This window comes from Dysgonomonas reticulitermitis (assembly GCF_054601275.1).
Genome location: NZ_BAAHWU010000068.1, coordinates 1 through 13,347, shown reverse-complemented (window position 1 = coordinate 13,347; position 13,347 = coordinate 1). Strand labels below are relative to the sequence as shown.

Below are 13,347 nucleotides of genomic sequence, written 5' to 3'. Positions count from 1 at the left end.
CCTCTACCTGTTCGGTAGTGTAATTCTTTAGTTGTTTTACCTTACGTCCCATTGTCTTTCTGTTTAATCAGTGAGACTACAAAGATATAACTTATTTGGGTAATTTAATAATATAATTTATATAATACAAAATCCTCCATAAGGAACCCATTGCCGATATCTATATCTTCACTTTTTACTACCTCAAAACCAATCCGTTTATAGAAATCAAGAGCCTTATTGAATCGGTTGACATTTAAAGATAGTCCATTGTTCTTGTTTTGACGAGCTGTTTTTTCCACAGTTTCAACTAAAAAACGACCAACCCCTTTGCCTTGTAAAGAAGGAAGTATGTATATCTTATGAATTTTGGTCGTAGTTGTCCCCTTATAGTTGAGTTCGTAAGAAGTATATCCTATATATTCGCCTGAGTCTTCGGCCAGTATATAATGGTGGTTGAGTTCGTCCATTTGTTTCTCCAGCGAAGACGTACTGTACATCATATCCATCATGTAGCCGATCTGCTCCCCGGTGAGTATATCCTGGAAGGTATGCGGCCATATTTTATCAGAAAGGGCCTGGATAATAAACAGGTGCTCTTTTGTAGCTTCTATCGCGGTCATTAATCGTCTAAGGTAAAAGATTTGCTGCCAATACGGTTGCCGTCGGCAAATAAATCGAGGCGGTATTTTCCCGGCATCAGGTATTCTTCTACATTCCAATACATGATAACAGGAGTCTCTTCACCGCCATATTCTACGACCCTTTTTATAGAATAGTTTATTTCTTTGTTTTCGAAAGGAAATACATTTGTACGGCTTTTGACCAGCACATCGTCATCGGGTTTCATGATACGCGCGTAGATTGTACGTTCGCCGGGCTCTGCCGTTATATTTTTCGATATGGCAAAATTTATTACAAATTGCTCTATTTTCTTTATATTTTTTTGAACCTTACCCTTGCTGTTTGTTGCCTGTATGCTGATGTTTGTTGCATCGAGCTTGGCGGCGAGCGTAACTTTTTCCGACAGATCTTGCTTTTGTTGCGAAACTTGATTTAATGTACGCGCGGTTTCCTGATATTTATCCGTGATTTCTCTCTTTTCCTGGCGAAGCTGTGCATTAGCCCTATTCAGTGAATCGATCTGCGTTACATACGATCTCAAGACTTGGCGTAAGGTGCTTAGTTCCTTATTTAGTCTGGCTATTTCTGATTTGTTTTCTGCTTTTACAGTTTTCAGTTCTTCTAATAAGCGTTGAACTTTAGTCTGCTCGTTGGTTAGTTTTTGTAGTAATGAATCGTTTTTCAGATTCATTTTTACTTTTTCATATTCATATGACAACTGACCGTATTCGTCTTCCAGTTCCTGCTTGTTCAAAATACTGACTTCCTGTAACTCTTGTATCTGAGCTTTTTGGTTGAAAATGAAATACGCAGCAACACCTATACCCACAATTAGAAGGGCTATTATTCCAATAAGTATTTTAGTGTTATTATTTTTCGATTCTGTAGCCATAATTTGTTGTAAAAATCGACTGCAAATATATAAAAGATTTGAATCTGTTGGGCAAAAGGGCTACGGTGTTTCGCTTTTTTTAATAAATCTGACAGAATTTTGATATATTAAAACTTCGTTATTTCAGAATAAGCGTGTACATTTGTTAGGGTTTTCAATAGATTTGAACAGTATAGTCGATAATATTGTTTACAATTTGAAAACAAGGACGTTAATTAATCAAATTAAATATATAACCCAAAAACAAATTATTATGTCTAAAGTAACAGTTATAGGTGCCGGTAATGTAGGTGCTACATGTGCAAATGTACTTGCTTTTAAAGAAGTGGCCGATGAGGTGATAATGCTTGATGTGAAGGAAGGTGTGTCGGAAGGTAAAGCTATTGACATGAACCAGACAGTCCAGTTATTGGGCTTCGATTCACGTATTAAGGGTGTCACCAACGACTATGCCGCTACAGCCGGTTCAGATGTGGTTGTTATCACTTCCGGTATTCCCCGTAAGCCCGGAATGACAAGAGAAGAACTTATAGGAGTGAATGCCGGTATCGTAAAAACTGTTGCTGAAAATGTGCTTAAATATTCACCGGATGCTATACTTGTGATTATATCCAACCCAATGGATACGATGACATATTTGGCATCTAAAGCGACCGGTCTTCCTAAGCATCGTGTCATTGGTATGGGAGGGGCTTTAGATAGTTCTCGTTTTAAATACTATTTGAGCCAGGCACTGGCTTGTAACCCTAACGAGGTAGAAGGTATGGTAATAGGCGGACATGGCGACACCACAATGATTCCTGTTGCCCGTTTAGCTACATATAAAGGTATTCCTGTGTCGGATCTTCTGTCCAAAGAAGTATTGGATAAAGTTATTGCCGACACTATGGTTGGCGGAGCTACTCTTACAGGTCTTCTTGGTACATCGGCTTGGTATGCTCCCGGAGCTGCGGGGGCGTATGTAGTAGAATCTATTATCCACGATCAGAAAAAGGTTATTCCATGTTGTGTGGCTTTGGACGGAGAGTATGGTCAAAATGATATTTGCATCGGTGTCCCTGTTGTGTTGGGTAAAAACGGATGGGAAAAGATTGTTGACCTGAAGCTTACTGCTGACGAAAAGGAAAAATTCGAGGCTTCTGCTGCTGCTGTACGTAAGACAAACACAGTGTTGAGCGAAATTAAAGCTATTTAATTAGTTTTGTAAACATATAGTGCTAATGCCCCCTAAAGTCAGAATTGACTTTTAGGGGGTATTTATTTAAGAGCTTGTTTAATTTACACTTTTCACTATTAATAATGTTTTGTTTAGTTTTTGTTTAGTTTATATATATAAGGTTCGCCTTTATGCAATAGGTTTTATTCGTGCTTTAACCTCCCGTTTAAAAGATGTTTTTACTTTAAAAAATACAGTATAACTTCATTATTCTAAACATACGGATCACAAAGATTGGATAGAGCGAAACTACTAACTTGCGCAAATAGTAAGAGGATTTAAAGGAAGAGAGTCTTTTGTTTTGTATCTTTGTGTCCGTAAATAATCGCTATGTCTATATATCTTATTATCATACTGTTTATTGTTGTCCTCGATTTTCTATGGACGCAATATCTTACACATCGTAACCGGAAACGCATGAGTCCGGCTATACCGGCACAATTGGCAGGTATATATAATGAGGAAGAATATGCCCGGCAACAAGCATATCAAAAGGAGAGTAGCCTGTTTAGTTTATACACGAGTATTTTTTCCTTTATTGTTTTATTGGGAGTCTTGTCTATTGGTGCTTTTGGTTGGCTTGACGAATACTTGCGGCAATATGTCGGTAATGAGATTGCCCTTACATTAGTATTTTTTGGAATAATATATCTGATCAATGATATTGTAACATTGCCTTTTGGTTATTATGCTACGTTTGTTATTGAAGAACGTTTTGGGTTCAATAAATCGACGAAAGCAACGTTCTGGCTCGATCAGATAAAGGAGCTTTTTATCACATTCATTTTAGGCGGTGCTATACTATCTTTAGTTGTATGGTTGTACAACACATTAGGCGAATATGCATGGCTTTACGCATGGGTGGCTGTAACGGCAGTTTCCTTATTTATGACCTTGTTTTATTCTAACTTAATAGTCCCTCTTTTTAATAAGCAAACACCGTTGGAGCAAGGCGAATTGCGTGACGCGATAGAGGCTTTTGCTGATAAGGCGGGTTTTACCATAAATAATATATATGTGATGGACGCGTCGAAACGCTCGTCAAAGGCAAACGCTTATTTTACAGGCTTTGGCGCGAAGAAACGGATTGTATTATTCGATACATTAATTAATGATCTCGATACACGGGAAATTATTGCCGTACTTGCTCATGAGATAGGTCACTACAAAAAGAAACATACTTTGCAGGGTGTGTTTACCTCTGTATGTTATACGGGTATAATTCTTTTCCTGCTTTCTTTATTTTTAGGCAATCAGGATATTGCTGTTGCTCTGGGAGGTAAAGAAGCTTCTTTTCATTTGGGTATGATTGCGTTTTCAGTTCTGTTTACTCCGGTTTCACTTATTATTGGCATATTCTCCAGCATACTCAGCCGTAAAAATGAATATCAGGCCGACTCATATGCAGCCGGTTTTGGGTTGTCAGTACCGCTTATTACAGGACTAAAGAAGATGCATGTCAAATCTTTGTCCAATCTCAATCCGGATCCTCTATACGTCTTCTTTTATTATTCACATCCCACTCTGTTACAGAGGGTGCAGGCTTTAGAAAATATTAAATCTTAACCATTTCGTAACACATCCTTAGTTTGTTTGTTGCAATTACTCAATAACATTGCATCAAAATTAAAACGTATAAAGGATATGAAGAAAACATTATTATTTACGGTAGCTGCAATGATTATTACATTGAGCTCGTGTGGAAAAAAAGAAGCGTCGTTATCAGGAGCCGGAGCTACATTCCCTGCGCCATTCTACAATATAGTATTCAAAGAATACGCCAAGTCCGGAAGCAACGTAACATACGGAGCCATCGGTAGTGGCGGTGGTATTCGTAGTTTGAAAGATAAAACAGTAGATTTTGGAGCAACGGATGTTTTCTTGTCCGAAGCGGAATTGAAAGATATGGGCGCTGATATTGTTCACATACCTACAGCATTAGGGGGGGTAGTTCTCTCTTACAACCTGAAAGACGTTAAAGGTTTAAAACTTACTTCAGAAATAATCTCAGATATTTATCTTGGTAAAATCACAAACTGGAATGATGCTAAAATAAAAGAGCTCAATCCTGAAATAACCTTCCCGGATAAGAGCATTATACCTGTATATCGTTCTGACGGTAGCGGTACTACGGCTGTTTTCTCGGAATATATGTCTAAAGTAGATCAAGCCTGGCATGAGGCTATCGGCGCAGGTAAATCCCTTAAATTCCCGAATGGAACAAAAGCTGTTTCAGCAAAAGGGAATCCGGGTGTAGCCGGTATCATTGCCGAAACGGAAGGCGCGATAGGTTATATCGGCTCAGAATATGCTTTGGCGTTGAATATGTCGTCAGCTCTGTTGAGAAATAGTTCGGGTAATTTTGTCGCGGCCGATAGTAAGAGTATTTCGGCGTCGGCAAATGTAGATATACCGGCAGATACACGTGTAGTGATAACAAACTCTTCTAATCCTGAAGCTTATCCGATCAGTACATTTACATGGATTATTGCTTATAAGGAACAAAGCTATAATAACAGAACAGAAGATCAATACAAGGCATTGGTTGGCTTGCTGAATTATATTATCAGCCCCGAAGGACAGGAAATAGCTACCAAGACACATTATGCGCCGCTTCCTGCACCGGCTGTGGAGAAAACAAAAGCAATCATACAGTCGATGACGTATAATAGTAGTAAGTAGTAAGTAGTAAGTAGTAAGTAGTAAGTAGTAAGAGCTATCAGCTAAAGGCTATTGGCTAAAAGCTATAATATAATGAAAGATAAAATATTCAAAACCATATTACTCATAGCGTCGTGCTTAATCATATTACTTACGGCGGGTATTGTATATGGTTTGATTAGTAAAAGTCTTGGAGCTTTCTCCGAATTTGGATTCGGATTTATAACCTCTTCGGAGTGGGATTCGCGAAACGATATATACGGCGCTTTACCTTTTATTGCAGGAACAATGATGACTTCTATATTGGCATTGTTGTTCTGTATACCGTTCTCATTATCAGTCGCGCTATTCAACGGAGAATATTTCAGAAATAAAAAAATATCGACTATCGTAAGTTCGGTAGTAGACTTGCTTGCAGGCATACCGTCTATCGTATATGGGTTGTGGGGTTTTTATACCCTGCGACCTGTTTTAATCGATCTGGGAGTGAATGATCAGGGATTTGGAGTCCTGCTTTCATCCATTGTGCTGGCAATTATGATTATACCCTATGCCTCTTCTCTCAGCGCCGAATTTATAGCGATGGTGCCTAATGAATTGAAAGAAGGAGCTTACAGTCTTGGTGCGACGAATTTGGAAGTGATAACCTCCGTTAATCTGCCTGTGGCGGGATCAGGGATATTCGCCTCTTATGTGCTCGCGTTCGGGCGTGCTCTGGGCGAAACAATGGCTGTGACTATGCTGATAGGTAATACGAATAATATACCCCGGGCGCTTTCCGATACAGGAAACTCTATGGCCAGTATAATTGCGAACCAGTTTGGTGAATCCAGCGGTCTAAAACTTAGTTCGTTGATGGCTATCGGATTATTATTGTTCCTGATTACCGCCTGTATCAACTTCGTGGCTAAGTATATAATGAAAATGGTGAACAAGTAATGTCAATGTGTCAATTTGAAAATGTGCCAATTTGAAAATGTGTCAATTAGCAAATTAGCATATTAACTATAAGCTAAATTAATATGAGAAAAGGATTTACAGCGACATCGAAGTTCCGATTGGCAAAGAGCAGAGCATTCTTGTTCGGAGTTTGCCTGCTGTCGGGTGTGACTATGGTACCGCTTTTCCTGATTCTTTGGGAACTGATAAAAAAAGGATATAAGCAATTCAATCTGAGCTTATTCACGGAAGTAGCGCCTACATCTATGGAAGCCATGCTTGCCCGGATAAGCGGCAGCCCTATTCCCGGCGGAATACTCAACGGGATAACCGGAACGCTTCTTATTCTGTTATTGGCTATTGTAATTGCTATTCCGGTTGGTATTCTGACAGGAATTTATCTGGCGGAGAATCCAAAGAAAAAAATGGCCGGTCTGGTTCGTAGCTTAAGCGATCTGTTGCAAGGCATACCATCTATTGTTATCGGGGTTGTCGTATACATTTGGATAGTGATCCCGATGTCCGGCTATTCGGCTTTAGCCGGTAGTGTGGCGCTTGCTGTTATGATGTTGCCGATGATAATACGTTCGACAGAAGAAAGCTTAAAGATGCTTCCTGCTTCGTTGAAAGAAGCCGGTCTTGCTTTAGGCGGTTCATATACAACCGTTATTCTGAGAGTTTTGTTACCTTCAGCTTTCAGCGGACTGTTTACAGGTTCCCTGTTGGCTGTATCTCGTGTGATGGGCGAAACAGCGCCTCTTTTGGTAACAGCCTTGGGTGCGTCTACTATAAATTGGAACGTTACTGATCCTACAAGTGCGATATCCCTCTTGATATGGGAATTCTATAACGATCCTAATCTGGCAGATTTGGTATGGTCTTCATCTTTACTACTTTTGTTATTTGTATTAGGTATTAATATTTTTGCAAAAAGTATAGCTAAAAAATGGAAAATACAGTAAATTTAAACAATTATATTTTAGAACTCAAGGACGTTTCGGTGTCGTACACTCCCGGTAAAAATGCCGTTAATCTGGTAAATGCCGGTATTAAGGCGAATACCGTTACTGCCATTATGGGGCCGTCGGGATGTGGTAAAAGTACATTGCTGCGCGCTATAAACCGTATGCACGAGTTGTATCCGGATATAGTAACGACCGGTGAAATACTGCTGAAAGGAGAAAGTATATTTGATATGAATCCAATGAAGGTTCGCCGGCTTGCAGGAATGGTATTTCAGCGCCCGAATCCGTTTCCGACAATGAGCATTTATGACAATGTCATAGCCGGCTACAAGTTGAATAACCTGAAGTTGAGTAAAGCCGAAAAAGACGAAGTCGTTGAAAATAGCTTGCGTAATGTTGCGTTATGGGATGAGGTGAAAGATTCGATGACAAAGAAAGGTACTTTCCTTTCGGGAGGGCAACAACAGCGCCTTTGTATTGCCCGCGCATTGGCCCTCAAACCGGAATTGCTGTTAATGGATGAACCCACATCCGCCCTTGATCCGATTTCTACCAATAGGGTGGAGGAATTAATATTTGAATTGAAGAAACAATACACGATAGTGATTGTTACTCATAATATGTCTCAGGCTGCGCGTCTATCCGATAATTCCATGTTTATGTACTTAGGTGAATTGGTGGAATACGGTACGACAAAGCAAATGTTTACCAAGCCTAATGATAAGCGTACAGAAGATTATCTGACAGGAGTGTTCAGTTAAGATAAGCCGTTAGCTGATAGCTTTTGGCTGTTAGCTTTAAATAATATAAACCCAAAAACTATTGGCTATAAGCTAATAGCTAAAAGCTAGAAAAATATGACAACAAATATAAAACTCAGGCAACTCGAACTGCTGTTGAACGATTTCGAACTGTTATCGAAAACAGCATTGATACAGATGCAAATAGCAACAAAGCTATTAGAGGATAACTCGATAGAATCGTTGTATGAAGAAGCTGAATCGAATGAGATAATCATGGACAGGCTGGAGATTAAAGTCAGAGAAGAAGTGGTTTTTACAATATTCCAGTTCAATCCGATAGCTGCTGACTTAAGAAAAATAGTTACCTATCAGGATATAACTACTAACCTTGAACGGGTGGGGGATATGTTATTGAATATTATTCACTTCTTGAGAAAGACTGATTTATCAGCGCATCATTTTGAAGGTGTAAAAAGACTGATCGCTAAAATGGTGGAATATGCCGGAGAGATGTTGAGGAACGCTGTTTTCTCTTTTTCAAATGAAGATGCTCACACAGCGTATCAAGTGATACAGGAAGATGACAAAGTAGATGATCTGTTTCATCAAATAAGCTTATCTTTACAAGAAACTCTTTCGGGTAAAGCATTGAGCAAATCCGAAATACAAAGTATAATACATATTAACGCCATATCTCACAACCTGGAACGGATTGGAGATAGTGCGACTAATATAGCAGAGGCTACAATTTATTTAACCGAAGGTAAAGATATCAGACATGGAAACAAACAATAAAACATCTATTCTTATTGTAGATGATGAACCGGACATAAGAGAGATATTGCAATTTAACTTGCAAAACGAAGGATATGATATAGATCTGGCTGAATCCGCGGAGCAGGCGGCAAAGATCCTTTCCCCAAAGCATAAGTTGATTTTACTTGATGTTATGATGGGAGGAATTTCAGGGTTTAAGTTTGCCGACCAGATGAGGAAAGACGGAAATAATACTCCTGTCATTTTCCTGACGGCAAAAAACACAGAGAATGATATGCTTACGGGCTTTTCGATAGGTGGTGACGATTATATACCAAAACCGTTTTCAATCAAGGAAGTGATAGCCCGTGTAAGGAGTGTACTGAAAAGAACGGCCCGTCATTCGGCAGAAGTTCAGGAGAGTATTATTTCGGTAAATACTCTTGAAATAAATATGGATACAAAAATCGTATATATTGATAATAAGCCGATTGAACTAACCAAAACGGAATTTAATATACTGGTTCTTCTAATCCGGAATGCAGGGAAAATATTCTCCCGCGCCGATATTTTAGATAAAGCCTGGAAAGATGACGGTATAGTATTAGAGAGGACTGTAGATGTACATATCGCCAGATTGAGAAAAAAAGTAGGTGTTTACGGTGATTATATTATTAACCGTACCGGATATGGATATGTGTTTAATATGCCAAACTAATAACCTGTATTATGAAGATTACATATAAGCAACGGATTTTCTTTTATTTCTTTATCATATTCGCCTTGTTTACTCTTTGTGTGATAGTTATAGAACAAAGAGAGGAAAAGTCTCAACGGACACAAGCTCTGGAAGACAGGCTGGATAGCTATGCTGAGATAATACACGCTTATATCGGTCAATTTAAATTAAAAGATAGTAGCCTGATTCAACTGCAAATTTTGGCCAAGTCTATGCCAATGGATATTCGTATGACCATTATAAATGAAGACGGAAAAGTTACATTCGATAAGGACGTGGAGAATATAAATCAACTGGATAACCATTTGGACAGGCCGGAGATACGTAGCGCGTCGTATCAAAATACGGGCTCTAATATACGTATGTCGGCATCTACTCACCATGAGTATCTGTATTATGCTAAAAACTATAAAGATTACTATGTGCGCGTAGCCTTGCCATATACTGTACAGACAAAAGGAATGCTCAAGGCTGATAACCTGTTTATCTATACGGTTATAGGTTTATTTATCATTGTTCTCATCCTGTTGAATTATGCGGCCGGTCGTTTTGGTAAATCTATTTTTCAGCTGAAAATGCTAACGACAAAAATTAAGGATGATAAGCCATTGACGGAAGTTATAGATTTCCCCGAAGATGAATTGGGAGATATCGGCAATCAGCTGGTAGATATATTAAACCAAAAGGCAAAAAGCAAACATAAAATAGAGGCGGAGAGAGAAAAACTTATTCAACATTTTCATTATGCCCACGAGGGAATTTGTATATTCGATCCGGACTTTAAGAAGATATATGCCAATACAAACTTCTTCCAATATTTGAATCTTATTGTAGATCAGCCTATATTCAATTTGGAGGCAATACTTAAAGAGGAAGTTTTCGATCCTGTGATTGATTTTATAACTAACAGGACAAAGGAACAAACCTTTCACACTTTCCATATAAATAAGAATAGCAAAGCCTTTTTGATTCAAACGATTGTTTTTGATGATCGTAGTTTTGAAATTACAATAAAAGATATAACCAAGCTGGAGAAGACCCGCTTATTGAAGCAGGAAATGACAAATAATATAGCCCACGAGTTGAGGACACCTGTCACCAGTCTGCGTGGATACCTGGAAACGTTGAATTCACAAGACCTTTCGGTTGAAAAACAGACTCAGTTTATCGATCGGGCTTATCAGCAGAGTATACGATTGTCAAACCTGATAGATGATGTGAGTTTAATCAGTAAAATTGAAGAGGCTCCTGCCCAATTCAAAACGGAAAAAGTTAATCTGTCGCAGCTGTTGGAAGAGGTACGGATAGATTTGGCAAACGGACTGGAAGATAATGATATCAAACTAAATGTGTCAGTCAAAGATCATTTGGTCATAAACGGAAATTATACGTTACTCTATTCTATTTTCCGCAACCTGATAGATAATACGATCAACTATGCAGGTTCGCACATCCATATAAATATAACTAATTATATGGAAGATGACGATTATTTGCATTTCTCCTATTGCGATACAGGTAAGGGTGTAGAAGAGCAATATCTGCCCCGGTTGTTCGAGCGCTTCTATCGTGTTAACGAAGGGCGCACGCGTAATACCGGAGGTTCCGGACTGGGACTGTCTATTGTGAAAAACGCGGTACTATTCCATAAAGGTGAAATACAGGTGAAAAACAGGGTAGAGGGAGGCTTGGAATTTTTCTTTACTTTGAAAAAATGATATTTAGGAAAGGGTGTGTCAAAAGTAAATCTCATTATCTATTTACATACGCTACGCTCCTGTGACCGTTGGTTGTCATCCTGAACGGAGTGAAGGATCTTTCTTTGAAGGTCAAGATTCTTCGTTATACTCAGAATGACAAAAGAAAGCAATATTTTGATCGTGCAAAATTACTTTTGACACACTCTCCTTACTTTTTTGCATCCGATATGGATACAATCATTTTTATTGTTTTACCTTTGTATCCGCATTTGAATACGTAAAAGAATTATGGATTGGTTCATAGAGGCCGTATTAGAATCTCCTTCCGTACTATCTATTATTGTCATTTCGATAGTATCCGCTATCGGTCTGCAATTAGGCAAGTTGAAAATTCTGAATATTTCACTTGGTATCACTTTCGTTTTTTTTACCGGTATTCTTATTGGGCATTTCAATCTTGACTTGAATAAAGACATGTTGAGCTTTGCCCAAAACTTTGGTCTCGTTCTTTTTGTATACGCGCTGGGATTACAGGTCGGGCCGGGATTCTTTTCGTCATTAAGGGCAGGAGGACTACGCCTTAATGTCTTGGCTTTGGGTGTGGTATTCTTAGGCCTCTTATTTGCGGTCATTTTTAGTTATGCCAGTAATATAAGCCTTTCCAATATGGTAGGTATTCTTTGTGGCGCGACAACAAATACCCCTGCTTTAGGCGCGGCTCAACAAGCATTGAGGCAAATCAGCGCCGACTCCCGTCTTATAGCTGATATGGCCTTAGCTACGGCTGTGGCTTATCCTTTAGGCGTTATTGGTGTAATATTGGCTATCATTTTTCTACGTAAGTTGTTTGTACCAAAGGCAGAGCTGGCGAAATTGTCGGAAAAGAAAGACAACGATATGCATGTGGGAGAGTTTCACATTACAAACCCTGCGATAGAAGGTAAGACGATACGTGATATAATGAAGCTTACATCGAAGCATTTTGTTATCTCGCGTATATGGCACGACGGGGTGGTAACTATTCCTACTTCTGAAAGAATACTGAGACATAACGACCATTTACTTATCATATCCCGAAAGTCGGATGTAGAGCATATAAAGGTACTGTTTGGCGAGCAGGAAAATGTGGATTGGAACAAAGAAGACATCGATTGGAATCATATAGATAATAGTCAATTGGTATCGCGCCGTATTGTTGTGACGCAAAGCAAAATTAATGGTGAGAAACTGGGTTCGCTTAAATTAAGAAACAACTACGGGATAAATATTACGCGTATCAATCGTGCCGGTATTGACCTTCTGGCCTCTCCCGATTTGATGTTACAGATGGGTGATAAATTGACCGTTGTAGGCGAGAAGGCATCGATAGATAATGTTGCAAAAATACTTGGTAACGAGGAAAAACACCTGGACAGGCCAAACCTCATCGCGATATTCTCCGGTATTGCGCTCGGCCTGTTGTTAGGGGCGCTACCTTTACCTTTTCCCGGTATGACTTTGCCTGTTAAACTGGGAATAGCCGGGGGGCCTATAATTGTAGGGATATTAATGGGTGCATTTGGCCCAAGGTTTCATTTTACAACATATACGACTCAAAGTGCCAATTTACTGATGCGTCAATTCGGTCTTACTATATATCTGGCTTGCTTGGGAATAGATGCCGGCGAACATTTCTTTGAGACTGTCTTCCAAACGGAGGGGCTGATTTGGATAGGATTCGGATTTGTACTCACTGTCCTTCCTGTAATTATTATAGCTGTTATAGCAATGAAAGTATATAAGATAGACTATGCTAAAAGCGTAGGAATGCTTTGTGGTAGTATGGCTAACCCTATGGCCCTTACTTATGTGAACTCTACTATAGATAACGATGAGCCGGCTGTTGCTTATGCCACTGTTTATCCGGTATCTATGTTTGCTCGCATAATTTTTACTCAAATTTTACTGATGTTGTTTTTTTGATACACAGTAATGGCAAATATATCTTTGCTTATGCCAGCCTTATGATAACCTGAGTTCCGTATAAGCAACGCTCATTTTTCGCATCTGCTTTGTGGAACAAGAACTTTAGCCCAATGCAAATAGGACAAAGTTTTTGCTATAAAATTAGGAGCAGGATGATTAGCAGAATAA

Annotated in this window: 12 protein-coding genes; 10 read left to right on the top strand and 2 right to left on the bottom strand. The window is 39.1% G+C overall.

The annotated features are described in order from the left end of the window. Nucleotides 1-104: 104 nt before the first annotated feature. Together ACYPZI_RS14625 and ACYPZI_RS14620 are read right to left on the bottom strand one after the other, a co-directional pair. Complete coding sequence (locus ACYPZI_RS14625) at nt 105-602, bottom strand: GNAT family N-acetyltransferase (protein ID WP_459602888.1); 498 nt, start codon at nt 600-602, stop codon at nt 105-107. Then, nucleotides 602-1,495, bottom strand: coding sequence for a hypothetical protein (locus tag ACYPZI_RS14620; RefSeq protein ID WP_459602886.1), 894 nt, complete (start codon nt 1,493-1,495; stop codon nt 602-604). Before ACYPZI_RS14620 ends, ACYPZI_RS14625 begins: the two co-directional genes overlap by 1 nt. Before the next feature lie 253 nt (nt 1,496-1,748). Between ACYPZI_RS14620 and mdh the strand changes: the two genes are divergently transcribed. From mdh to ACYPZI_RS14570, 10 genes are all read left to right on the top strand, one after another. Beyond that, entirely contained in the window at nt 1,749-2,690 is a 942-nt protein-coding gene (gene mdh / locus ACYPZI_RS14615; protein WP_459602884.1) for a malate dehydrogenase, read from the top strand. Between the two features lie 351 nt (nt 2,691-3,041). Beyond that, on the top strand, nt 3,042-4,277 hold the full coding sequence (locus ACYPZI_RS14610) for a M48 family metallopeptidase (protein ID WP_459602882.1): 1,236 nt from the start codon (nt 3,042-3,044) through the stop codon (nt 4,275-4,277). 78 nt (nt 4,278-4,355) lie between these two features. Further along, nucleotides 4,356-5,393 (top strand): phosphate ABC transporter substrate-binding protein PstS, encoded by a 1,038-nt coding sequence (pstS, locus tag ACYPZI_RS14605; protein ID WP_459602880.1) that lies wholly within the window; start codon nt 4,356-4,358, stop codon nt 5,391-5,393. Nucleotides 5,394-5,465: 72 nt separating this feature from the next. Continuing rightward, nucleotides 5,466-6,311: a phosphate ABC transporter permease subunit PstC gene (pstC, locus tag ACYPZI_RS14600; RefSeq protein WP_459602878.1), complete on the top strand. Its 846-nt coding sequence runs from the start codon at nt 5,466-5,468 to the stop codon at nt 6,309-6,311. 83 nt (nt 6,312-6,394) lie between these two features. Further along, complete coding sequence (gene pstA, locus ACYPZI_RS14595; RefSeq protein WP_459602876.1) at nt 6,395-7,273, top strand: phosphate ABC transporter permease PstA; 879 nt, start codon at nt 6,395-6,397, stop codon at nt 7,271-7,273. Beyond that, a complete protein-coding gene (gene pstB / locus ACYPZI_RS14590; RefSeq protein ID WP_459602874.1) occupies nt 7,258-8,037 on the top strand; it encodes a phosphate ABC transporter ATP-binding protein PstB in 780 nt (259 codons plus the stop codon). The genes pstA and pstB overlap by 16 nt, the downstream gene beginning before the upstream one ends. Before the next feature lie 96 nt (nt 8,038-8,133). Then, nucleotides 8,134-8,814 carry a phosphate signaling complex protein PhoU gene (gene phoU, locus ACYPZI_RS14585; protein WP_459602872.1) on the top strand — a complete coding sequence of 227 codons (681 nt, stop codon included), beginning with the start codon at nt 8,134-8,136 and terminating at the stop codon, nt 8,812-8,814. Further along, entirely contained in the window at nt 8,798-9,493 is a 696-nt protein-coding gene (locus ACYPZI_RS14580; RefSeq protein WP_459602870.1) for a response regulator transcription factor, read from the top strand. Before phoU ends, ACYPZI_RS14580 begins: the two co-directional genes overlap by 17 nt. An 11-nt stretch (nt 9,494-9,504) precedes the next feature. After that, entirely contained in the window at nt 9,505-11,232 is a 1,728-nt protein-coding gene (locus tag ACYPZI_RS14575; protein WP_459602868.1) for a sensor histidine kinase, read from the top strand. A 270-nt stretch (nt 11,233-11,502) separates the two neighbouring features. Next, a complete protein-coding gene (locus ACYPZI_RS14570; protein WP_459602866.1) occupies nt 11,503-13,176 on the top strand; it encodes a putative transporter in 1,674 nt (557 codons plus the stop codon). Nucleotides 13,177-13,347 lie beyond the last annotated feature (171 nt).